This is a genomic window from Rhodovulum marinum, from assembly GCF_004343075.1.
Lineage (GTDB): Bacteria > Pseudomonadota > Alphaproteobacteria > Rhodobacterales > Rhodobacteraceae > Rhodovulum > Rhodovulum marinum.
Window position 1 is genome coordinate 1 of record NZ_SLXP01000022.1, and the last position, 22554, is coordinate 22554.

Below are 22554 nucleotides of genomic sequence, written 5' to 3' on the forward strand. Positions count from 1 at the left end.
TTTGGCTCTGATCGCGCTTTGTCCCGGAGATCAGGGGGTTAGGAGGGACAAAACCCTTGTCCTAAACCCGCGTTGCTCACCGCCCCCCGGCTTGGACCAGGCCTAGCATGGCCTTGACATACGCTCGCGCGATAGTCCGCACTATTCGTGAGCGCGCAGAACTAGGGTGGTCATATGGTCGATATTCGAGTGTTAAGCCCCAAGCAGTGCTCGTCTGAGACGCTCGACGCGTTCTGTGAGCTGGTGCGTGCGGGGGGTGAAGTTCAGCCAGCCGGGCTTTCCGCCCGAGTTGAGCGTGCAGCCTTTCTTGCTTTTGCACACGAACCAGAAGGCTTAGTCGGCGTAGCCGCGCTCAAGAACCCCTACCAGGATTACAGGGCCGGTGTGTTTAAAAAGGCGGGAAGCGCCCGCGCTGAGGATTATCCATACGAGTTGGGATGGGTGTACGTCGTTCCCGCTGCGCGAGGGCGCAGCGTCTCTGCATTGCTTGTCCAGGCGCTGTTTGAGCACGGTGCGGCGGGCGTGTATGCGACTTCCCGCACCCTAAACACTGCTATGCACCGGACGCTCAGTCGAGCCAATTTCAAGGTCTCCGGAAGACCTTACTTCTCGGCGGAGCATCCTGGTGAGGAAATTGCCCTCTTCCTGCGCCCAGTCTGACTACTCCGGCCATAGCGCACAGAAGTCTTGATTCTGCACGCAGGGCCCCGCCGTTTGGGGCATAGCTTACTCGTAGCCGCGCTTTGCCTTCTTCATGTGCAGGGCGAAGCGGGCGTCCCTCGCCTCGGCTTCCGTGTCGAACCAATCGGTCCGTACCTGGCCGGAGCTTCCGATCCGCCCCCAGTTGCGCACGAGACCCCAGTCGCCGAAGAGACCGCGCACGATCTCCATGCGATAGAAGCGGTACAGGTTGGCGTCTGGTTCTGTCCTGGTCAGATGCATGGTCCCTACCCCCACATCCTGGCAGCGATGTCTTGTTCTTCCTTGCCCACGGCATCGGCGTAGATCGCCGTGGTGCTGAGCTGGGCATGCCCCATCCATTTCTGAAGCATGTGAAGCGGAATGCCGTTCACCGTGGCGTTGATCCCGAACCCATGGCGCAAGCCCTTCGGGCTGCGATGCGGCGCATCCGGTATCCCGGCCTCGATCATGATCCGCTTGACGATCTGCCAGACCCGCACGCGGCTGAGCGGCCAGATCGGCGCATTGGCCTGTTTACGCGATTTCTGGGCCTCACGGATGCCGTGCGCGGTGTTGAGCGTGTCCAGGTAGTCCGGCGGTACGGGAACGCTCCTGTAGACGATCTTCGAGCTGCCAGAGGCATCCTTGCGCTTCTTCAGGCTGCGAATGGTGATCGTGCCGCCCGACAGGTCCACCCTGGCCGGGGTGATCTCCAGGAGCTCGGACGGCCGACAGCCAGTATAGTGCAGCGTCTCGCAGAGCGTGCGGTCGCGGGCGGGCTGACGGCGCGCCACAGCCAGGAAGGCCGCGCGCTCTTCGGCGTTCAGGTAGAGCCGGTTTCCGGCGGTGTCGTAGAGGCGCATTTCGCTCATATTTAACAGTCTACCCGAAGACTGTTAAACCGCGAAGCGGAAATCACGCCCCTGCCCTCCCTGTCCACAGGCTTTCCGGAAGACCTGGCGGGCGCACCGCTTAACACTATTTCTAATAGTGTTAAGCGCTCCGTTTTCCCGCGTTAGGGTGAAGAATGTGCGGCGTGCATAGTTTGATGTGAGAATAGTTTTCGTTATGCTCTGTAGAGCGTCCTAAGGACGCTCTACAGAGCATAACGCGAAACCTTTCGCTTGTCAAGGTCCTTGACGACTTCCAAACGTTGTGTAGAATGACGTTGCCGTCTTATAAAGAACGTCCTTAGGACGTTCTTTATAAGACGGCGTAGTAATGTCCAGCAGACAAGTACCATTTCAAGAAAGAAAACGCATGACGCGCTTGGGCGAGGCCTTAGCGCGCCGTTTGCACGAATACTCTAAGCCACTGATTTCAAACTACGAGCTCTTTCACCAGCTCTGGATCATCTATGCTGAGGGCAAGGTTAAGTATCTTAGGGGCGAGCATCCCTCTCATGACCTTTTTCAGCGAACCAAGTCCTTGCTGCGCGACGAAGGTGTGATCCGGAAGGATGCTAACTATGGTCGCATGTGGCGCATCATGACCCATGCCGACGCTCCGGCGGATGAGATCGTCTGCATCGCAGATCAGACCTGCTACATCTCGCATTTCTCAGCGATGCAAAGATACGGACTGACCGAGCGCCGCCCCGAAGCTCTATTCCTCACACAACCCACATCGTCAGAGACGAAGCGCATATTGGCCGAGCGCATGCAAGAGGACTACGGCACGGCTATTCAGGATGAGGAAACGCACATCGAACCCCTTCTCGCGACGCACCATCCGCACAGAGTGCGCGGCCGTATTATCGAGACGCTCAGCACACGTTACTTTGGGCAATGGCGACAGGTCCGCGGCTCCTTTGCGCGTATTGGCACTATCGGGCAGACCTTCTTGGATATGCTGGAGGCTCCGGAGCGCTGCGGCGGAATGCTCCACGTCATCACCACATGGGAGAAACATGCCGCGACCTATCTTGAAGAGATCATCAGTCGCATCGAAGACGCACCCAAACCCATCCACAAGGTGAGAGCCGGGTACATTCTGGAAGAGCGTCTGGATATTACCGACCCAAGGGTCCTGGCCTGGAAGGCCTTTGCGCAGCGGGGCGGTAGCCGGGTACTCGATCCTGGCGAACCGTTTGTAGACCGTTATTCAGAAGAGTGGATGATTTCGATAAATGTCGGCTGAGGTTGAAACAGAAGAGGCGGTTACAGTTGATATTGGCGAATGGGTAGAGCGGGCGCGAGCCGACCCTGCTGCATACCTGGAGCGCCAGGCTACGGAGGTCTTTCTCTCCGCTCTCAGTATGTCCGAGCCCTACTGCGAAAAAATTTTCCTGAAGGGCGGCATTCTTATGGGCGTTGTCTATCAGAGCGTCAGACAGACGGCCGATATCGACTTCACGTCAACCCTTGAGCCCCACCCCCACTTGGCAGATCAGATCAAGGAGGCGCTATCGGCCACCCTACCCCGTGCAGCGGCGGAACTGGGTTACCCCGACCTGATATGCCGGGTGCAGTCCGTCAGACACCGTCCGAGAGCCAATAGCTTCGCGGACGCCAGCTTTCCCGCTCTCGAAATCCGTATTGGATACGCCCGGCGCGGCTCACCACAGGAAGAACGGTTAAGCCAAGGCCGGGCAACTGAGGTCCTATATGCCGATATCAGTTTTCGTGAACCGGTCGGAGCGATCCAGGTGGTCCGATTCAAGGATAGCGAGGCGACGATCCGTGCCTATTCGCTTTGCGATCTCATCGCCGAAAAACTGCGGGCGCTTCTCCAGCAGGAAGTCCGCAACCGATACCGGCGACAAGATATCTACGATATCGATGTCTTACTCTCCCACTTCCCATTCGATGAGGATGAACGGGCTCGTGTACACGCTCTACTCCTCGAAAAGTCCCGAGCCCGGGGACTGGAACCTACAGCAGAGTCGCTGTCAGAGCCGGAAGTAATCCGCAGGGCCAAAGAGGAATGGGACACGCTCGGCCTAGAGATTGGCGAGGTTCCCAATTTTGAGGACTGTTTCGCGCGCGTCGACGAATTCTATCGATCTCTTCCCTGGGGGACAGAGCAGTGATCGAGCTCTAGAATTAGAGTTAGAAGCGCAGTCCGAAGAGACCTCCCGTGTCCGTGGCATCGGTCACCTTAGTATCCAGAATATACTCCCTGACGTCAAAGTCTGGCCGATAGCCATCTTCCGGCAGGACATCTGAGTTCATCGTAACGATATACTGGTAGCCATGCTCAGCGGCTCGATCCGCGCCAAGTTGAAGAGCCTTCGCAACTTGCCGTTCATCGACACCATCGAAAAGGTGGCTGTCGTGGATCAAGAAGCCGGGTGATCTGCCACGCCGACTGCTCAATTCGAGGAGCATCAAGTCAAAGCAGAAAATCTGCATGTTCGTGATGCCCTTGCTGCGCTGGCCCTCGATCTTGACCTCAAAACTCGGCCCGTTCGCAGTCGCGTCGATGGTCAGGCTGCCTGCGGTTTCGTACAGGGCTTCCGAAAGCTCTTCGAAGGTCACAATCGCCTCGTTCACGATATCCTCGCGCTCGTGAACATCATCTCTAAGAGCCTGTGCGATCCGTGCCCGCTCGATTTCGAGCTCTGCCTTCGAGCTTTCGAGCGTTTCCGCCGCGGTCAGCCTTTGCCGGAGATTTTCGACTTCCGCCTCTGCGCGGCCAAGCTCTTCTCTCATTGCCGTGTATTGCTCCAAGGCACCGCCGGATTGCAAAATCTCCATAATCTGTCGCCGGCGCACATCGAGGTCGGACTGTGTTCGCTCCCTTTGTTGAATACGTCGAGACGCCGAAGCGATCTCATTCGTGAGGTGTGATCGGCGGTTTTCGATTATCGTTCGATGAAAAACCTCCACCTCATCAAACCTGCGGCGAATCATATCCGGCAGTACGACGCCGGCCTCTTCGTAGAGCCTCCCAAGGTCAGACAGGTCCGGCTCCCTCTCCTCAACAAGTGACGCTTCCAGGTCCCCGATCAGCCCCCGGTCGATAAAGTTCTCTTCGCCAAGGCTGTTGATCTGAGCCGTGATGTCATTCGCCTCTCCCTGGAGGTCGCGATACTCAGGAATGACCTGAAACGTCTGCAATTGAGACGACAGACGCTCGATCTTGCGTTCAGCTACGGCCAGGCGGGTTCTAATATCGGCCGCGCGGCCGACAAAGGTTCCCAAGTCACCGGATCGCGCAGCCCGCCCAAGCTCTTTGACAATCTTTTCCTTGCCTCTCAGACCCTGAAGATCGCTGGCGATACGCCAATCAAGCCCAAGAAGGTACGAAATCGCGACTTGCTGGTCCCATAATTGTTGTTGGCCAGAGTGTTGCACGGGCGTTTGAAAAGCGCCGCTTCCCTGCCGGCGAGCGAAGTAGGAAAAGAGTGACCGGAATGTCGGAGTGTTTTTTTCATCTGGATTTGGCGGTGCGTCTAGATCGAACCAACAGGCTCCAAGGATTGACTTCCAGTTCTCGTTTGAGATTTCATAGTGCCCATCCCGCTCGATATACTTCGGCTGGATCGGTAGGCTCTCCGCCGGCCCATTGAGAATGACAATACTTGGCTTCTTGCCAGTACGGGTGACGGAATACTCGTCGTCGCCAACGTCCATGACGATCTCGAACTCAGAATCGATCAGCGCCGGAGTTCGAAAAATGCTATCTTTTGGAGCCTTCGAACCACATAGAAAATGTACCAGCTCCACGAAGCTCGTCTTCCCTGCCCCGTTCCTGGACTGACGGTCTGTTGCACCTTCGCTCTTGTCCGCCAAGAGGATGTTGAGCCCCGGCCGGAACGTGAGGTTCTTGAATGACGCAAGGTCGCTGCTGATCCTTCGCATCATGGCTCCGCCCTCACAACCAGGCCACGCTTGCTTTCAACCGCGCCGATCAGGAACAGAAAATCAAGTGCAAGTACGAACCAGTCGTAGTCGATTGGTGCGGCCGGCGCGGCAACGGTCCGCCGCTCACGGACTTCGTTCCAAAGGCGTGATACCGTCATAGGCTCGCGCAGAAGGTCCAGCAACTCACCGCCGATACCGATGATCGCCCGTTCAGTTCTGACGTGTTTAGTCGGCAGGATCATGTGCCTACCGCCTCCTCGTCGGGGTCTTCAAAAATATCACAGCGATCAAAGAAGTAAGCTAGGACGGCCATAGCGGCTGCTTGTCGCTTCGGCTCGCCTGAGACGCCAGCAAACTGCTGAAGATAAGAGAGAATCTGGTCGCCCGACAATTCTAGCGCCTGTAGCTCCGCGTAACGGTCGCGGAACGCTTCTGCTATCTTCTCGCCAAGTTCTACACGCACGTTCTTGGCAAAATAGGTTTCGACCAGCCTCACTTTCAGTCGGCCAAACCGCAAAAGCGCGCTCGCTTCGTCAGAAAGGGAGTTCTTTTCGAGCTTCTGAGCGGACGGCGGAGGCGGCACATCGTCGCTAGGGTCCGGGTCCCTGCTCTCAAGAGCAGAGATCACCGGCTCCAGGTCGTACAGGCTGATCAAGTGGACCGTTCCCTGAGTCGGCGCAATACCGAACATCTGACGCTTAGCGTCCGGCGCCATCATTCCAAACAGCCCCAAGAGTTCCGGTTCCAACCAGATCTCGATCTCCAAGTCCGGGTACTCCGCCCGCTTAGCATCGAGATGGGCAGCGACAGCCGGCGGCACGCCGCGCGGATCGTTATGAACGAACACCCAACCCTTAATAAAGTCCGGCCATCTCTCGACAGCGCCAGTCAAGTCTGCATCAATCTTCGCGATCGTGTTCTGATCACTCGCTGCCTCGGGGCCGTAGCACTGAAAAATCGTCCCGGTGCTCAGGCGGCGTCCGTCGCACTTCCAGTCACCCTGATTGCCGTAGGTACGCACGGCTTCGAAATCGCTTCCGAATGCGTGTCCGGCAAGCTCCGCAAACCAATCCTGGAAGGCGGCTCCCTTCTTCATCAGGAAAGCGATCCTGAAGTCCTTGGCGTAGAAGGCGTCGGTGATGGGGTCCATGATTGTGATGTTCGCTCGGGGCTTTTTTATTTATGATATCAGAGAGTTGTTAAACATGCAGCCGACTTTTTTTGTCCGCCGGCTAAAGCGCTCCGCAGCAGGTTGTGTGATAACGCCTTGTACGGAAATCCTAGGATTATAGGTTACTACGCCCCTAGACCTTTCCATAGCGTTCTTCGAGCAACTCCAGGGCTTCGGCCAGCAGCTCCGGCACCTTCTTCCGCGTCCGGATCGCCAACATCTCGTAGCCGTCCGCCACGCCGCGCGTTACACGCTTGTTGAACTGCACCTTCTCGCCTTCGGCAACCTGGGTAAACTTGACCCCCCTGCCCTTCTCCGGCGTTGTCGGAGCTTCGGGAACCGCCTCGGTCCGACGACGCGGCGGTTCTGCCATCTGAAGACCTTTTGCCATTATGCCGCCTCCCTACGCTTCATGAGCTGGTTGACGATCTCCTGCGCCACGTCGATCACCTTCTCCTGAACCTTCGGAAACGGCACTTCGGAAGCCGCCCTGCCCTCCGCGTGCCCCTGACGGATCGACGCCAGCTCCGGGAGGATCGGCCCGAGCACGGTCATTCGGGCCTTGCGCAGATATGAGCGCGCCGCCCTGTCTTCCGCATCGGACCCCTTGGCGCGGCAGAAGACAAAGAGCAGCCGCTCCGGATCAACCCCCGTGTCTTCCAGCTCGTAGGCCGCTTCGACCTGCGGCTCCATGTCGTCCAGGCTGTAGCCGGTCGGCAGGATTACCAGGTCGCTTGCCTTGGCCATGACGCGCCCGCCTTGCTCCGCATGAGCCGGGCCGTCCAGGATCATCAGGTCATAGCGGGCCGCCTCGTTGAGCGCCCGTTCAACAGTCCGGAACTTCTCGACCGCCACGTCCGGCTGGAATCCGGCCACGTCGCGCCGGGCTTTCCATTTTGTCGATGTGCCTTGCGCCGGATCGAGGTCGGCGATCTTCGCCGACCACCCGGCCTTGGTGATCTCCACAGCGAGAAGACGCGCCAGCGCACTCTTGCCCACGCCGCCCTTCTGCGAAATCAGGGATATAATCATGACTGCCCCATAGGTTTGTTTTTTCCTAGGATATCAGCATCCTATCTTTTTATCAATCTATCAGTGCAGCATTCTGAAATCCTAGCTAAGTTATATCCTAGGATACTAGATGCCTTCGTTGCTACTATCTTAGATTTCTAGGTTCGTATGCATGTAGGATGCTAGACACCTAAGGCCGCCCGCGCTTCTCGAACCAGCTCTGGCAGAACTTGAGGAAGTGCCGGTCGGGGTGCTTGGGCTCGATCTCGCTACTGCGCAGCCAGGAACGCCATTCGTTTTCAAGCAGGTAGATGTCCCATCCAGGCGCATGACGCCTGGCCGCCTCAAACGTATCGGGCCTCAATCGCAATGAGGCGGCCGGAAGGGCAGGGGAGGGGGCTTTCTCTTCGCTCGCGTCAAACTGACGGTTGATAAACGTCACCTTGTCGCTCTCCTCGTCGTATTCGATCCGGTAGTCCGGTAGGAAGTCGCTCTCGATGATGGGCTTCATCTGCCGCCGAAACTCCCGGAGCGAGCCTTTCGATCCGCTTTTCTGGTGCAGCGTCGGCATCAGGAACGACCAGCTCCGATCATGTCCGACCGCCTTGCGGGCAATTTCATAGATACGGCGCTCGATAGGGCGGGACAGGCGGAAATAGTCGCGGTGCAGGGTCAACACCTGCATGCGCTCGACCGTCTCCACCACCATGTCGGAGAGCTTCAGTTCAAGCGATCTGATCTTCCCGGTCCGTTCGTCCGTCTCCAGCTTGGCCCCGTCAATGATTCCCATCCATTCGTCGGTGCGGGTGCCCTCGAAGAGGATATTGGTCCGGAAGCGGGTGCCGTCGATCCGGTCGAGCGAGTCACACAAGGCATCGTAATCCCGACCGCCAACGCCGCGCTGCGTGAAGACCAGGAACGCGTAGGGGTCAATCTGCACGCGCTTGGACAGCGGACGCCCTTCCTTCATCCCTGCGATCAGTTGCGAGATCGCGTAGATGATGAGGTCCTTGTCGTAGATCGTTGGCAAGCCCTTGATGCTGGGGCGGAACTCGATCCACTTGTCCCCGTACTCGTAGCGTCTCGGTTCCCGGTCCGGCTTCTTCGACAGGGAATAGAAGGGGTGTTCCATCGACGCGAGATCATCCTTCAGGATGACATCGGTGATGTCACAGACGAAGAGGTCGCCCTGCGGGTGCTTGATCGGTTTCAGGTGCTCTTGAGTCATCGCGTCCAGGCGTGCGTGGGTAAGGTATCGGGAAACACACACGCTTCCCCAATCTTTCGGGAATCACACACACTTAGCAAGCAGTTTTTCGGGAATCACACACGGCTGAGTGCCCTTCAGAGCCCCTTTCAGCCACAGAGGCGACCTCAAACACAGGCATGAAGCCCCATTCCATACCCTAACACGCTGTTTTTCCGATCAAGATTTCCTGTGGATAACTTTTCCACGATTTCGGGAAACACACACACTCTTTCGGGATTCACACACGGTTGAGTCGGGATTCACACACGCTCCCTCCAGGAAAAAAGGGGTTAACCTGTTGTTATAGAATGTTATTTTCGACCAGCAGAATCCCTAAACACTCTTATAAACACATATTAAACACCCAAGACTGACCAGTTAGGCATGACCTCGATGCTCCGTGCGAGCGAGTACATCGTCTTTTCTCGGCAATGAAACGGAGCCTGTGTCAGAAGGCGGCGACTTATGAAAAACGCCCCTCTCCGTGGTAGAGAAGGGCGCTTGGAGTCTATCTCCGTTCACGGTCATCGGCGTCCCCGCCTGTACCGTGAGAGGATCATACCACAGCCTATCTTTGTTCCACAAATATCCCGGGGGGAATGCCCGATAGGGCAGGGGGGCAGAGCCCCCACGCGGCCCATAGGGCCGCTTTCAATAGGGTGTCGCCGAAGGCGGCGCATTTTCCGCTTACGGGTCATGGAAGCACAAGCGCGGGACAACAGCCCGGGTCGCACATAGGGCAGGGGACAGCTAGAAGGGGAGGGTCACGGTGTTCAGCCATTCCAGCGTGGAATCGGCAACGCTGTTGATCCTCGCCCAGACAGTACCATCCGCAACCTTGGCGTAGAGATCGGTACCGGCAGCGGCCATGAACCCGCCCGCGGTCAGTGCTGCTCCGGCCACGACGATTTTCTTCAGCGTTCCGACCGCCCGCGCAATGACACCAAGATCGGGCTCTTCCCTGGCCAGCTCTGAGTCCATGCGGTCGATAGCTTGAATGACCTCAACCTTTACCTCGACATCGAGGGTAAGACTCTCCGGCGGCCTGTTGTGCCCCATCCCGCCATGCTGTGGCGTGGGGTGCGTGAGGAGGGTGCGCAGCTCCGCCAGCTCGCGACGAAGGGCGTCACGCTGCTGGCGCTCGAAGGGGTCCCCGAAGGAAGGGACAACGCCAGCATCAAGCCGCTGCTGGATTTCTTGCAGGGTAGGGGGCGGCGTATCCCAAGCGTCGTCTTCCATCGCTTCAGCTTCAAGAGCGCGACGCTCAGGATGGTTTGGGCCTGGCGCCCATTCGATAATTCCGTCCCTTTCGACCTCCTCGATCGCCGCCTCGATGGCTTCCTCGGAGGCCAGCCCGCCGAAGTGGTCGCCGATCTCGTCCCTGGCATCGAAGGGGCCGCCCCACGGATAGCGATAGGCAGAGTCACCGGGGTCTTCCTTGTCCGCGTAGGGCATCTCGTTCTGCGGGTCTTCGAACAGCGCCCGGAACCACAGCGTGATGAACTCGACCTGGTCGGGGATTGGCAGATCGAAGATGTCCCGCGGGGTGACATCGGTTTCCCAATCTTCAGGAGAGTAGACCCGGTTTGCCACATCATGCCTTTCGGTAGAGGTCTGAGCCCGCTCCGATGGCAGCATTTATCCACAGCAAAAGTGGGTCACGTCATCGAATCATAGAGGCCGTTCGGTCTTTATGGCAGACTTTAGAGGTGCAGAGTAGCCAGATGTGTTTTTGTGTGACAAAAACTCTGGCAAGGGGGCGGTGCCACCCCCCTTTGAACCCCCATGCGCCGCCGCCTGACCCGCTGTGCACCTGCTTGATTTGCCCGTGGAGACCGCCATGGCCCGACCGAAAAAAGCCCCGCAGGAGAAACGCGATCTTCGCGTTGCCTTCCGCCTGAGCGCCCCGGATGCTGAAGCACTTGGGGCGCGGGCGAAGGCGGCGGGGCTTTCTGTCGGAGCCTATGCCCGCATGATGGCGCTCAAGGGCAAGGTGCAGGTGGTCACGAAGCGGGAGCCGGATTTCGCGACCCTCGACCAGCTCCGCCGGATCGGGGTCAATCTCAACCAGCTCGCCCGTGAACAGCACCGGCGCGGCCATCACGACCCGGATTATCTCCGGCATCTCTGCACCCGGATCGAGGCGCTGATCGACCAGGCGGTCGATAGCGATCCGGGGCCATGATTGCGCGCGATACGGGCGGCGGCAGCTCCTTCGCAGGTGCCGGGCTCTACTACCTGCATGATCGCAATGCAGATACGGACGAGCGGGTTGCCTTTACCCACACCGAGAACCTTCTGACCGATAATGCCGAGACGGCGATGAAGGTCATGGCGTGGACGGCAAAGCACCAGGCGGAGCTAAAGGCGGCGGCTGGCGTGAAGGCGACCGGGCGCAAGCTGGAGAAGCCCGTTCATACCTTCATGCTGTCATGGGCCCCGGGCGAGCAGCCGGATCATAAGCACATGATCGAGACGGCCCGGAGCGCCGTTAAGGCGCTTGGCCTTGCCGATCATGAAGCGGTGTTCATCGGCCACGACGACACGGACAAGGCGCATGTCCATATCATCGTGAACCGGGTGAACCCCGAGAACGGGAAGGCGGCCCCGCTCTCGAAATCCCGCCTGGCCCTGTCCAGGTGGGCAGAGGCATACGAGAAGGAGCACGGCATCCATTGTCACCGGCGGATCGAGAACAACCGGCGGCGCGACCAGGGCGACCGGGTGATCGATCTCGAAAGCCGGAGACGGAATGCCGAGCAGTTTTCGGACTGGCGGGAGAAGCGCAAGGCGGAGGCAACGCACCTTCGCGAGAAGCGGCGCTTCCAGGAATGGGCGGAGCGGAAGAAGGCCGGGCTCGACCAGGAGAAGCAGACGCGCAAGCAGCGCTTGGAGCGGTCCCAGGCCGCGCAACAGGAGCTGATCGAGACCCGGCTTGCCCGGACCTATGACACCAGCCGCACCCAAGCACGTCTGGAGAAGGTCGAAGCGGCGCTGGCGGTCGGCGGGATTAAGGGGTTCTGGCACAAGCTTACGGGCCGGAAGGCGCGGGATGCCGCCCAGAGGGACGCCCTACAGAAGACCATTGCCGCGGCCCGGCACCGGCACCAGGAAGCCCTGAAGGCGCTGACGCTGAAGCTGGAGGCGCAGCGGGCGGATTTCCTGGCCGATGAGCGCCGCCGGGCGCAGGAGCTGGAAATGCGCATCGACAACGCGCGCGCCCGGCGTGAGCGCGAGGGCTGGAAGTCCTACAAAACGGACAGGCCGCGCGGCTTCTCCGTGGCTGTGGAACAGGACAATGAGAGCGCGGAGCGCTCTTTGAGAATGATCCATGCCCGAAGCGGCCGTATGTCTCCCGGACCGGAGCATGAAAGGTAGAGACTAGGGAACAAAAAGGCCGTCGAAAGCCGCGTCTTCGTCGTAGTTGGTGCGTTTGAGTGCGATCGGCCGGAACCCGGCAAGAAAGACCGCCTGCCAGTTGCCCTGTCGGGGAAAGAAGCGCGCCACCTCTTCGGGGGTTAGGAGCGGACTACGCTGTATGCTCTCGGTTTGGGTGGAACTGTAAGAAACGGACTCTGAGGGGGTTTCCGATTTCGCGAAAGCGCCCAGGAGACCGTGTTGCTTGCGCGCTGAGAGCTGCTGAAGCTCCGGCATGTCCGACTGGCCGCTCTGCCGGGTGCTGGAGGTGTTCTCCAGGATGCGGATGATTTCGACCTCTCCAAGTCGCTCGGAGATATGCTTGAGCGTTGTCAGATCGGTATTGCCGAAGAACTGGAGAAGCCCGGCATTGCCAAGGAAAGTTTCCCAGCTCGCCTCATAGTGCCTCTGGAGCTGGGTCAGGTCTTGCAGGATCGTCCAGAGCTTCACGCCATAGCCCGCCATAAGGCCAGCCGCCTTCTCCAGGCTGGCCATGTGGCCAAGAACGGCAAACTCATCGAGGACGAAGAGCACCGGTTTCCCGTCATCGCGCTTTCCCAGCGCTTCCATGCGTGAGAGCGTCAGGTTGATGACCAGGCGCAGCCAGCGCGCATGAGAGGCGAGCCGTCTGGCTGGAAGGCACAGGTAGAGCGACACTCCCCCGGGGGAGGTCTTGAGGGTTGCGGGATCGAAGGCGGAGCGGCGCAGTGTTGCCCGCATTGCCGGGCTATCCAGGAACTTCGTGTTCCGCCGCGCCGTACTGAGGATGCTGCCCCGTTCCCGCTCGCCAATCTGCCGGAGTGCCGCGGCGGCACCGGCGATAACGCCGTCAAAGGCGGTGCTATGTTCCATCTCGTTCAGGAGAATCGCGAACGGATCGATCTGTGAATCGGAAAGAGGTTTTTCTCTCTGTTCGGCCAGGTCCTTTGTCCGCCGGGCGATATCAACAGCACCCCGCATCAGGAGATCACGGACCCGGATCAGGTCTCTTTGTCCGCTCTCCGGTCTTTCCCGGGCGCACACATACAGGATCAGAGCTTCGATGAAGGCCCGGGCGGACTCGTCCCAATGTGCGTCCCTCTCATCCGACGCCACGACCAGAGCGTCGGCGATCAAGGCAGCGTCATCGATCGCATCGGGATTGCCATCGGGCCTGCCGTCATCGATGAGGTCGAGCGGATTGAACGTAGTCTTCAACTCCTCTGGCACGCCCGACTCGTTGAACGGATCAAGCACTGCGACCGTGTGCCCGGCTTTTCGCGCACGGGGTGCTGCGGTGTGATAGGCGTTCTCGCCCTTGGGATCGATGACGACGCAGCTTTGCGGCCAGAGACAGAGGTTCGGGATGATGCAGGACCGGCCCTTGCCCGCCCGGCTGCCCGCAATTGTAACCATGTGCCGGTCATCGTGATAGCCAACCGGCGTACCCTCTTCGGTTCTGCCAATCCATATATCGCCCGGGCGGAACTCCCCCTTGATCCGGCCCCAGCCGCCGGTTGCAAGCGGGGCTTCCGTGTTCACCTGGTCTGGATTGCCCCGCGGAAACTTCATGTCAGGCCGTGCAGATGCTATTTTCCATATGTTTTCAGCATATCCTGAGGGGATTTCGCATGGCCGGCAAGGATAAGAGCGATTTCGACATGAAGGACTTGTACCCGCCCTCAGCCCTGGACCAGATCGAGAAGGAAGAGAAGAAGATCGCTGACCGGCAGGCGGAAGAGGAGCAGGGGGACACCCAGGAAACGAGGGCTGCCGATCCGCCGGAACTGACGTTGGACCCGCCGATTGGGTCCGAAGACAAGGCCTTCACGAGGCTGGAGATCGAGGCACAGGAGGCGCAGCGGCAGCTTGAAGAAGCTGAGCGGGCACTGAAGTACACGATCGAACGCAGCGAAATTCGACAAGAAGAGCGGCAGAGTGATAATCTGAAAGGCGATTTTGACCGATCTAGTTAGCCTAAGGATTTGAATGATTGACGACTTTTTACCCAGACATGAAGACGATGATGTCGAGATAAAGAACTACTACCCGGTTCCGGGCCGTCACAGAGGCGTCCGCGTGACGATGCCGAAATACTACTGGCGCCTGCTCGATTGGCTCTCTGATCGTCGCAGCGTGACGGCCGGGTACATCATCCACCACTTCGCAAACTCCCGGTACGAGGACTGGAGCCGCATATCGGAGTACTTCATCCTCCTGATCGATGACTGGGTGAGGTGGGAAGCCGAGAGCATCACGAAGCGGCGCAAGGTCCACCATGGCTGCAATGTTTACCTGAACAGCAGTCTTGCCGAAGACCGCACCGCCGCTGCAAATGATGGACGGGTCAAGTGGATTGAGAGCCGATCTTCAACTCCACCCGAAGTACCAGAATAGCTTCTGGAAGGCCGCCTGTAGCCAGGTCCAGTACCTGTCTATCGCAAGGATGAAGATGTTCTCGACGGGCATGCCTGGGTTCTGCGAGCACTGAGTGACGAAGACGAGGACGAAGCCTAGAAGCAGGAAGGTCCAGGCCGTGCCAAGCAAACGCCGGACCGGGTGAAGGAGCCGGGCCATGACATCTGCCAGTGCGAGTATGCCGGTCGAGGTGATCTTCCTGCCGGAGAGGTAGCGGACCACAATCGCGGCAACGAACGTGACAGCGAGTACGCCGGAAGGGTTCGCCCGGAAATCGATCGGTCTGCCGAGAAGCTGCGCAAACTCGATCAGCAGGACGGTTATGATCGCCCAAAGGCCAAGGAAACGTGTGATCTTGAGGTCGAAGAGCGTGAGGAACCGCTTTCTCCAGGACGCATGCGAGCTGTCCGGCTCCGCTGTGCTCTCCGCGCGCTCGGTCGCCGGGCCGTCCTCTCCGCGCGGGTTCACCTCGCTGCTGTTGGGATCGAATTCCGCCATCGATTGCCGCCCACCACGTTACCTGTTCCCCTTCTAGCAACTGCGGGGCCTCCTGCGGACCGGTTTTCATCCCTTGGCCGTCCCCGGACGCACCGGGACTGTTGTTCCGGTCACTGGATGGTATCGTGTAGCTTCGGGACCTTGCCCGTTGTAGGGTCATCCAGGTCAAGGTCGTGGCCGAAATCCCGCTGAAGTTCTTCGAACTTCTCCGCGGCGGTGTTTTTCATGTAGTGGAGATGGTTGTGATAGCACTCGACGCCTCCCGAACGTGTCATATCGAGGCTTAGCTGAAGGAGGATAACCCCAAGAGCCTGGGGGTTGAGGTCATGCCTTGTCTCGGCCTCTTCAAGCGCCTTCTCGCAGAATGTTTTTAGCTGCAAGAGAAAGCGCCCTGGCGTTACGGGTTTTTCAATATCCATGGTTTCTATCATTCCTGAAAAAGACATTATATCAGAGTTTGATACGCAAGCGCAAATTGAGCAGCGTGAGCGGGTAAAGAACAAAATATTCTCGATCAGTGATCCGGAAATCCAGCACAGGATGGAGCTCGAGTTCTTGGCTGCGAAGGAGTTGGATAAAATCGCGGACGATAAGGCACGGCGGAGCTGTAATTCATTTATCGCCAGTAGGCTCTCTGAAGCAGGTGAGCACATCCGTGCGGCACAGGTGCCCGACAAACTTGAACGAAAGCGGCTTACAAGACTGACAGAAGACTTCATCAACACGGAAGAGGGCATGCATACACTGGAACTCACCAATGGTGAGAAAGATGACCGCTGGGTCAGGCTCGAAGAAAGAACCGAAGACGAAATCAGGCTTGAGCGTCTCCAGCGATCAGCGGGCCCCGGTATTGAAGACCGGGGAGATCAGGAGAATGAGCGGTAGGTCGATCCGGCGCGGGCCTCAACCGGTTCCGGGCCCCCTCGGCAGTCTTCGCCGAACATGTCAAAGGCCCGAAGCGGCGTGGCGCAGCGAACCGCTTTGCCGACGGGATAGACGCGTTCCTCTGCGCGGATCAGGGAGCGCAGGGTGGCGGCGAGGGGCGTGCCCCATGGCCCCCACAAGTCGCGCATGATCTCGAAACGCTCTTCCAGTCCGGGGCGGGTCTGTTCCGCAGCGGAACGCAGCGCGATCGGCATGATGAGAATGGCACCGGACACCACGGCGACCATGGCCAGATGTGCCGGGCGCGGAAGGACCAGGAAGCGCCTGGTGAGAAGAGAGAAGGCCACGAGAAACTGGAGGCTTGCAACGAACCAGGTCATCGCCACCCCGATGGCCGGGGCAAAGGCGAACAACATGACGCCTTCGCCGAACCGGCTCAGGTCGCCGGAGCGACCAAGGCGTTGGTAATCTTCGCGGACAAGACGAGAATAGTAGCCGACAAGGTCCTCCACGAGCATGTCCTTGTGCCCGGCCGCGATGAAGCTGTTCCAGGTTGTGGCGCACGGGTTTGTCACGCGCGCTGCCATGTGGGACCGGGTGTACTCGGCCAGTTCGTCAGTACTGCCGAGCACTTTCAGGACATCCGGGACCGGGACCGCCCGAAGGTTGGTTTCAACAGTGTTGCGGATTTTGGCTTGCACGACAGGGTGCGAGATGAACGCGTCTTCTCCGAGCTGCGGGACGATATCCGCGCCCTCTTCGAACAGCCGATCGACCTTCCCGAACCACTGCTGGCGAACCGCCTGTTTGTCGCTGCTGCGGTTGAAGTCCCGGGCTGTCTCGTCGGAGGCCCGGGAGTAATCGGTATAGAGCTTTTGCAGGGCAAGACAGCTTGCCTCCATTGCCCCGTTGAAACCCGCGCCGACGATCTCGTGGTTCCGGGCAAGGTCGTTATTCAGGATGATCCGGCCAATCGGCTCGACGTCCTCTCGGGCGGCTTCGTACCCGTCACTGAAGAGCAGCACAGGATTGAGGAGGGGAAAGAGGGTCTGAACGGGTGGTGTCCGGATGTCTTCCCGTGAGATTGCGAGTTGGGGTATCCCCACATCTCCCGTGAGGACGCCATAGTTGGTTACGGACAGAACCAGAGCGTCACGCCTCATCCCCTCAGGTGCGAGCCAGATCAGTCCTTTCATCGCCCGTTGCTGGGCGGGCAGAAGGACCATGAAGGCGAGCGCGGCGATGCCGACACAGGCCAGGAGCCTTCGCTTTGAGACAACGTCCGGGTCCGGCAGGCGCGAGACATAATATCTCAAGGCGAACAGGGACAGGCCGAGGGCCGTGACGAATTCCGAGAAGGTCTGTAGTTGCGCGACGATGACCTGGCTGATGAGGGCGACATCGTAGGTGGCCGCGTTCACAATCATGGAGTTGACGATCAGAGCAGTCGCCACGTAAACGAGCAGAGCGACGGCCAAAATTACGCGCATCGGTGCTCATCGTCCCGGCATTAGAAGCTGGTGCTGCGGCTGCTGACCTGTCTCAACATCTACCGCTGAAACTTCCAGGTCCCGCCTGAAGAAGTTCTGGCTCGCAGATGAAAGCTCCTCCCTGTCTTTGAGCACTGGCAAGCCGTCCCGGACCCGCGCGTTAATTCCGCTTGCCGCGGCGGCGATTTCGGCGCCGTCTGGAAGCGTGACGCCAGCGAGGGCGGTCTCGGCCTGGAGTTTGAGCAGGAGGAAGCCCTTAATCAATTGCTCCATATTGATCTGGGGTGTTGGGCGGCGGAGACGCACGCGCTGTGATGCCGCGCGAAGCTGGGCGCTTCTCTGTTCCGATCGGAGCTTTTCCAGGGTTGCTGTCGCCTGGTTGACGATCTCTTCGACGTTACTGCAGCGTATCGGCCGGTATCCTTCTGGTTTCTGGCCGTAGGCGGCGATGAGCCGTTCTTCATAGAGGCTCCGAACCTTTTTGCAGCTATCGAGGCGATCCAGGCGGCTCTCGCCCAGTAGGCAGGTAGCGGCGTGTGCCTCTTCGTTTGCGCGATCGTATCCCCTGCATCTCAGCCAAGCTGGCCGGTTGCCCGTCCAGACGAGGCGGGCTTCTTCGGCCTGCGCGCAGGTTGGACGCGTGTATCCCGGCGGCAGTTGGTCTCCGATCTGGGACGCGCGCAAGTTCGTTTCATAGAACCCAATGATCTGCTCGCACGCTTCTAGCTTGTTCAGGGGAGGGGCATCCGTCTGGACCTCGGCGGAGAGCATGACGCACCGTGCCAAATGTGCGGTCGCGGGCATGTCTCCGTAGCCGAGGCACCCCAGCCAGAACGGGTATTTGCCTGTTGTCCCTGTCAGAGCGGCAGCGACGTCACCGCAATCGATGCTCCCATCCGTGATAGCCCCTTGTTCACGCAGGTTATCGTAGAGCGTGGTGCAGGAGTTGTGCTCGAACTCCAGGTTGAGGTATGGGGCGGCGTGGGCTGGGAGAGCAACGCCGAGTAAGGGCCAAACCCAAAATAAAATGACGATCACGTAGCGCACAGCTCAGAACTCGATCCCGGCAATCTCCAGGCAGTCGATGTCCTCGATATTCTCGGGCAGTCTCAGGATTTGACCATTCGGCCAGAGTTTTCCTTCATACGCGTCCGGCATTGCCAGCTGAAAATAGATACGCTTAAGCTGGTCACACCCTGCCGATTGAAAGAACTGAACGGCACCGTTCTCGTCACGGTTCTCTCGACCCGTCAGATACGCCATCACACAGTCTTTGAAATGTTCTGCCTTGTTTGCGGGATCGTAGCTTAGACAAGGTGTCCAATAGGGCTCTTGCCCCGCTAAATCGTAGACTACCTTTGCCACGACCTCGCAGCTTGGCAAAACGGCATCGGCAGGTCTGTTGTACTGCCCGCCACCAAAATGGTATGGGGTGCCGGAAATAACACCCTGAGCCTTATACGCTTCTCGTATCGCAGAAAGAACCTTGCCAGTAACGCTTTCGCAGCGATCAAAAGGACTTGCATTTGTAAACCCTGCCAAAGATATACAGTCGTATACTGCTGCCGCGTCTGACATATCCAAATTCAGGCAAGCTTCAGCAACGCTTTTCTCCCCGGTATCGGGGGTCAGGAACGCGAGCGGACTGTTTGCTCTGGGCTCTGCGGTTTTCGTGACGCTCAGAGTGCTACAGGTTGGGTGGTTGATCCGTCCGACCAACCTTTTGCCATCGCCGGAAAGCTGAGCTTCAAACGAACGGGCTATGATACCAGGAGGGCGTTGTATCCAGTGCGAGAGATCGGCCGTGAAGCTGCGTTCATCCTGGGATATCCGGCCAACGAACGCGAACTTGCCTTCCGGGGCATCGGGGTTCGAGGCCTCCGGGTAGAAGCGAAACGTCCCCCCAATGCGGCCGAGCGCCATGCCCTCGCTCGTGATGGTGAGCTCAACGCCCGTGATACCTTGTCCACACTGATAAGTGCCGGTCCACGTCCCTTCCACGGTCTCCGCGCTTGCAAAAGTGCCGCTCAGGAAAAGTCCCAATCCTGCGCAAATCCTGGCAATGATTTTCCGCATCGCATATCCTCCCTGTATCCCGCGCAAGGCAGCCTCCCAAGAAGCCTGTCAGGGCTAGTCGAGGCGAAGCTCGACGGGAACACTGATTACGGGTTTTCCCCTTTTCAGTTCCGACCACATCCCCCGCATGACGCCGTCTTCTTGCAGACGGAGCTTTGCGACTGACCGCGATGTCGTAAGGTCGAGATCAAGCCCGGAAATGCTTGCAATCTCGGTTTCACAACTCGGGGCGTTGAACGAGATGCACCCTCTGGTCATGTCCTTACCTCTGATACCGTAAGAGATAAGCGGATTGTTCCTGACGTACTCCACTTGGGCTGGGGACAGGTCGCCAGGGTCATATGTGGAGAAGACCAAAGACTCCTTCTCCATAATGCTTGCCAAAATCGCGGCATGCTGGATCGCAGGAACCTTCGATTCACGCCCCGCGCTTCGCGCCATCAACCGGGTTGTCGGGTCGAATGAGCAAAGGACGCGGTGATACGCCAAGATCGTTTCGGCGTCCTCTGATGTTGCCGTCTTAACGGCGGAAATCATGTTTGCCGCCGCCTTTGGGTCCATGTCGAAGTACTCATCGCACGCTTGCGCGCTCTGGTACGTTGCTAGGAAAAGGAATACGGCACCTAAAGATGAGTAAAAAATATGCATTATCATGCGTCCGCTTGATCTGAGGCAAGATGAATCGCTGAGATCGATGATGCCCGCCACAGAGTGTTTCGCAAGGGTACAACTGCCAAGCGAGCCGCGAATGAGGGGCAAAATTTGCAGAGTGTTCCCAAAATAATATATAGTTGTCAGACATTTAATAATCTGAGGACATTGATATGACTGATACTGGCGAAATCACAACTTTCATGGGCGATGAAAGCCTGGGCACTGACCCAGCGACAGCGCTGGATCGATTTACCGACACTGTAAGCGACACGGCGCTGATTGCTCCCTGTTCGGAGGGTATCGGACAAGGAAGGACCGCAGCGCTTGCCTTCGTCGATGCCGCTGTTGCGCGCAGCGTCCTTGAAACTGGAGAGCCCCAGGCTGCGACAGCGCACGTCATGGGCCGTTCAAACGAGGCGCATCTTCCAGGCGCCGTGGTGCCGTCTGAGAAATTCACCACAGGACTCTGTTTCCAGAATACGTCCCGCTAAGCAGCGTTTAGGCCGACCACCCATCGGCGCAGCCCCTTGCGGGGCCGGGCTGTCGTGAACCGAGCCCTCGCCATCGCCTTCGGCGACGACAGGTCTCGGCCATCCGGCTTCCATCCCTTGCGCATTTCAGAACACGGCCAGCCCTGAGGGGCTGACGCCTGAATTCCCTTGTTTTGGGGCCTGCGGCCCCCGTGCCGTCAAGACCAGGCCCTCGGCCCGTGGCCTCGGGCGGCCGCCGTGGTCTCCCCAACCTTCCTCCTCCTCGTTCCTCGTCGTCGTGCAGGCCGGGTGATCCCCCTCCACGGCGTCCGGTCTGGACAGCCGTCCCCCCGCTCATTGGCGCGGGCCTAGTCCGGTTGCAGGCGCAACCGGCTATCAAAGAAAGGAAAAAGCCAATGAAACACGATATTTATCAGAAAGTGACCGACAAGATTATTGCCGATCTGGAGAAGGGCAAACTCACATGGCTCAAGCCATGGTCCGCCGGAAACATGGAAGGGCGGATCGTGCGGCCCCTGCGCCATAACGGGGTGCCCTATAACGGGATCAACGTCCTGATGCTCTGGGGCGCGGCGGTCGAGGCCGGGTATCTCTCCCCGCACTGGATGACCTTCAAACAGGCCAAGGAACTCGGCGCACATGTGCGCAAGGGCGAGCGCGGCAATCTGGTCGTCTATGCCAGCACCATCACAAAGACCGAGGAGCAGGAGAACGGCGAGGAGGAAGAGCGGCAAATCCCCTTCATGAAGGGCTATACCGTCTTCAATGTTGAGCAGATCGAAGGGCTGCCCGAACACTACTACGCCAAGCCCGAGCCCGTCATCGACCCTGCGCAGCGGATCGCGCATGCGGAAGAATTCTTCGCCAACACGAGGGCCGATATTCGCCATGGCGGGAACAGCGCGCACTACACCAGCGGGACCGATCATGTGCAGATGCCGGTCTTCGAGAGCTTTCGCAGCCCCGAGGCCTACTACGCCACCCTGGCCCACGAGCTGACCCACTGGACGAAGCACAAGGACCGGCTGGACCGGGATTTCGGGTGGAAGCGCTGGGGCGATGAAGGCTACGCCCGCGAGGAGCTGGTCGCCGAGCTGGGCGCGGCGTTTCTCTGCGCCGACCTGGCGCTGATCCCGGAACCGGGCGAGGACCACGCCGCCTATATCCAGCACTGGCTGAAGGTCCTGAAAGAGGACAAGCGGGCGATCTTCTCCGCCGCCGCCCACGCGCAGCGCGCCGCAGACTATCTGCACGGCCTGCAAACCAACACTGAACAGAGCAAGGAAGGGGTCGCCGCGTAAGCGGCGGCTCCGCCTTGGCGGACCATATCGAGTTGCGGACCGAAGACTGCACCGCGCAGCCCGTCACCGAGAGGTGCACTTTCGAATGGTTGGATAAGACTGTTATCTCACGAACGTATCTTCTCCAACCTTGGAAAATGGCCGAAGCCTTTATAACTGGCTTTCTCGGCAGCCTCTTGGCGAGTGCCGTTTGGCACTTCATCGCCAAGTGGCTCGACCGAAAGTAAGAACTTTCTGACGTGGAAATGCGGCAGCCTCTTGGGCTGCCGTGTCGTCGGAAGCTTGGTGCACGTGGGGGACTCCGTCCATGCGGGGACAAAAACGGTCGTTTTTGGCTCTGATCGCGCTTTGTCCCGGAGATCAGGGGGTTAGGAGGGACAAAACCCTTGTCCTAAACCCGCGTTGCTCACCGCCCCCCGGCTTGG

26 protein-coding genes are annotated in these 22554 nt (G+C 58.9%); 10 read left to right on the forward strand and 16 right to left on the reverse strand.

The genetic code is table 11. The annotated features are described in order from the left end of the window. The first annotated feature begins 174 nt into the window (after positions 1–174). Positions 175–660: a GNAT family N-acetyltransferase gene (locus tag EV662_RS18710; protein WP_132466226.1), complete on the forward strand. Its 486-nt coding sequence runs from the start codon at positions 175–177 to the stop codon at positions 658–660. Positions 661–726: 66 nt separating this feature from the next. Here the strand turns inward: EV662_RS18710 and EV662_RS18715 are convergent, their stop codons facing one another. Continuing rightward, positions 727–942 carry a WGR domain-containing protein gene (locus EV662_RS18715; RefSeq protein ID WP_243695913.1) on the reverse strand — a complete coding sequence of 72 codons (216 nt, stop codon included), beginning with the start codon at positions 940–942 and terminating at the stop codon, positions 727–729. A 5-nt stretch (positions 943–947) separates the two neighbouring features. Beyond that, positions 948–1553, reverse strand: coding sequence for a tyrosine-type recombinase/integrase (locus EV662_RS18720; RefSeq protein WP_132466232.1), 606 nt, complete (start codon positions 1551–1553; stop codon positions 948–950). 349 nt (positions 1554–1902) lie between these two features. Between EV662_RS18720 and EV662_RS18725 the strand changes: the two genes are divergently transcribed. Together EV662_RS18725 and EV662_RS18730 are read left to right on the forward strand one after the other, a co-directional pair. Continuing rightward, the gene (locus EV662_RS18725; RefSeq protein ID WP_132466235.1) at positions 1903–2820 is read left to right on the forward strand and encodes a hypothetical protein; all 918 of its coding nucleotides are present in this window, start codon (positions 1903–1905) and stop codon (positions 2818–2820) included. Then, positions 2810–3712, forward strand: coding sequence for a nucleotidyl transferase AbiEii/AbiGii toxin family protein (locus tag EV662_RS18730; RefSeq protein ID WP_132466238.1), 903 nt, complete (start codon positions 2810–2812; stop codon positions 3710–3712). The genes EV662_RS18725 and EV662_RS18730 overlap by 11 nt, the downstream gene beginning before the upstream one ends. A gap of 19 nt (positions 3713–3731) precedes the next feature. Here the strand turns inward: EV662_RS18730 and EV662_RS18735 are convergent, their stop codons facing one another. From EV662_RS18735 to EV662_RS18765, 7 genes are all read right to left on the reverse strand, one after another. Further along, on the reverse strand, positions 3732–5489 hold the full coding sequence (locus tag EV662_RS18735) for an ABC-three component system protein (protein WP_132466241.1): 1758 nt from the start codon (positions 5487–5489) through the stop codon (positions 3732–3734). Then, a complete protein-coding gene (locus EV662_RS18740; protein WP_132466244.1) occupies positions 5486–5731 on the reverse strand; it encodes an ABC-three component system middle component 6 in 246 nt (81 codons plus the stop codon). Before EV662_RS18740 ends, EV662_RS18735 begins: the two co-directional genes overlap by 4 nt. Beyond that, positions 5728–6639 carry an ABC-three component system protein gene (locus tag EV662_RS18745; protein WP_132466247.1) on the reverse strand — a complete coding sequence of 304 codons (912 nt, stop codon included), beginning with the start codon at positions 6637–6639 and terminating at the stop codon, positions 5728–5730. Before EV662_RS18745 ends, EV662_RS18740 begins: the two co-directional genes overlap by 4 nt. Before the next feature lie 154 nt (positions 6640–6793). After that, positions 6794–7051 carry a hypothetical protein gene (locus tag EV662_RS18750; RefSeq protein ID WP_132466249.1) on the reverse strand — a complete coding sequence of 86 codons (258 nt, stop codon included), beginning with the start codon at positions 7049–7051 and terminating at the stop codon, positions 6794–6796. Beyond that, positions 7051–7692 carry a ParA family protein gene (locus EV662_RS18755; protein ID WP_132466252.1) on the reverse strand — a complete coding sequence of 214 codons (642 nt, stop codon included), beginning with the start codon at positions 7690–7692 and terminating at the stop codon, positions 7051–7053. The genes EV662_RS18750 and EV662_RS18755 overlap by 1 nt, the downstream gene beginning before the upstream one ends. 169 nt (positions 7693–7861) lie before the next feature. Beyond that, positions 7862–8899, reverse strand: a complete 1038-nt coding sequence (locus tag EV662_RS18760; protein WP_132466255.1) for a replication initiator protein A — start codon at positions 8897–8899, stop codon at positions 7862–7864. Between the two features lie 771 nt (positions 8900–9670). Further along, the gene (locus tag EV662_RS18765; RefSeq protein ID WP_132466258.1) at positions 9671–10558 is read right to left on the reverse strand and encodes a hypothetical protein; all 888 of its coding nucleotides are present in this window, start codon (positions 10556–10558) and stop codon (positions 9671–9673) included. 202 nt (positions 10559–10760) lie between these two features. On the opposite strand from EV662_RS18765, the gene EV662_RS18770 reads away from it, so the two are divergent. Together EV662_RS18770 and EV662_RS18775 are read left to right on the forward strand one after the other, a co-directional pair. Then, a complete protein-coding gene (locus tag EV662_RS18770; RefSeq protein ID WP_132466261.1) occupies positions 10761–11105 on the forward strand; it encodes a plasmid mobilization protein in 345 nt (114 codons plus the stop codon). Beyond that, complete coding sequence (locus EV662_RS18775; RefSeq protein WP_132466264.1) at positions 11102–12298, forward strand: relaxase/mobilization nuclease domain-containing protein; 1197 nt, start codon at positions 11102–11104, stop codon at positions 12296–12298. The genes EV662_RS18770 and EV662_RS18775 overlap by 4 nt, the downstream gene beginning before the upstream one ends. A gap of 3 nt (positions 12299–12301) precedes the next feature. Here EV662_RS18775 and EV662_RS18780 read toward each other — a convergent pair whose 3' ends face one another. After that, positions 12302–13888 carry a type IV secretory system conjugative DNA transfer family protein gene (locus EV662_RS18780; protein ID WP_132466267.1) on the reverse strand — a complete coding sequence of 529 codons (1587 nt, stop codon included), beginning with the start codon at positions 13886–13888 and terminating at the stop codon, positions 12302–12304. A 59-nt stretch (positions 13889–13947) separates the two neighbouring features. Between EV662_RS18780 and EV662_RS18785 the strand changes: the two genes are divergently transcribed. Together EV662_RS18785 and EV662_RS18790 are read left to right on the forward strand one after the other, a co-directional pair. Next, positions 13948–14292 carry a hypothetical protein gene (locus EV662_RS18785; RefSeq protein WP_132466271.1) on the forward strand — a complete coding sequence of 115 codons (345 nt, stop codon included), beginning with the start codon at positions 13948–13950 and terminating at the stop codon, positions 14290–14292. A 13-nt stretch (positions 14293–14305) separates the two neighbouring features. Then, a complete protein-coding gene (locus EV662_RS18790; RefSeq protein ID WP_132466274.1) occupies positions 14306–14713 on the forward strand; it encodes a hypothetical protein in 408 nt (135 codons plus the stop codon). Here the strand turns inward: EV662_RS18790 and EV662_RS18795 are convergent. Next, positions 14687–15232, reverse strand: a complete 546-nt coding sequence (locus EV662_RS18795) for a hypothetical protein (protein ID WP_132466277.1) — start codon at positions 15230–15232, stop codon at positions 14687–14689. The two genes, EV662_RS18790 and EV662_RS18795, sit on opposite strands and share 27 nt — an antisense overlap. A 110-nt stretch (positions 15233–15342) precedes the next feature. Continuing rightward, positions 15343–15651 carry a hypothetical protein gene (locus tag EV662_RS18800; protein WP_132466280.1) on the reverse strand — a complete coding sequence of 103 codons (309 nt, stop codon included), beginning with the start codon at positions 15649–15651 and terminating at the stop codon, positions 15343–15345. On the opposite strand from EV662_RS18800, the gene EV662_RS18805 reads away from it, so the two are divergent. Further along, positions 15650–16117, forward strand: a complete 468-nt coding sequence (locus EV662_RS18805) for a hypothetical protein (protein ID WP_132466283.1) — start codon at positions 15650–15652, stop codon at positions 16115–16117. The two genes, EV662_RS18800 and EV662_RS18805, sit on opposite strands and share 2 nt — an antisense overlap. On the opposite strand, the gene EV662_RS18810 is transcribed toward EV662_RS18805, so the two are convergent. From EV662_RS18810 to EV662_RS18825, 4 genes are read right to left on the reverse strand one after another with little or no spacing between them, the layout of a single operon-like run. After that, positions 16099–17607: a hypothetical protein gene (locus EV662_RS18810; protein ID WP_132466286.1), complete on the reverse strand. Its 1509-nt coding sequence runs from the start codon at positions 17605–17607 to the stop codon at positions 16099–16101. The genes EV662_RS18805 and EV662_RS18810 overlap by 19 nt on opposite strands. A 6-nt stretch (positions 17608–17613) precedes the next feature. Continuing rightward, positions 17614–18654, reverse strand: coding sequence for a hypothetical protein (locus EV662_RS18815; protein WP_132466289.1), 1041 nt, complete (start codon positions 18652–18654; stop codon positions 17614–17616). 3 nt (positions 18655–18657) lie between these two features. After that, positions 18658–19683: a hypothetical protein gene (locus tag EV662_RS18820; RefSeq protein WP_132466292.1), complete on the reverse strand. Its 1026-nt coding sequence runs from the start codon at positions 19681–19683 to the stop codon at positions 18658–18660. A 54-nt stretch (positions 19684–19737) separates the two neighbouring features. Further along, positions 19738–20331 carry a hypothetical protein gene (locus EV662_RS18825; RefSeq protein ID WP_132466295.1) on the reverse strand — a complete coding sequence of 198 codons (594 nt, stop codon included), beginning with the start codon at positions 20329–20331 and terminating at the stop codon, positions 19738–19740. 176 nt (positions 20332–20507) lie between these two features. Here EV662_RS18825 and EV662_RS18830 point away from each other — a divergent pair, with 176 nt between their 5' ends. After that, positions 20508–20828 (forward strand): hypothetical protein, encoded by a 321-nt coding sequence (locus EV662_RS18830; RefSeq protein ID WP_132466297.1) that lies wholly within the window; start codon positions 20508–20510, stop codon positions 20826–20828. Between the two features lie 395 nt (positions 20829–21223). Beyond that, complete coding sequence (locus EV662_RS18835) at positions 21224–22129, forward strand: ArdC family protein (RefSeq protein WP_132466299.1); 906 nt, start codon at positions 21224–21226, stop codon at positions 22127–22129. The last annotated feature ends 425 nt before the right edge of the window (positions 22130–22554 follow it).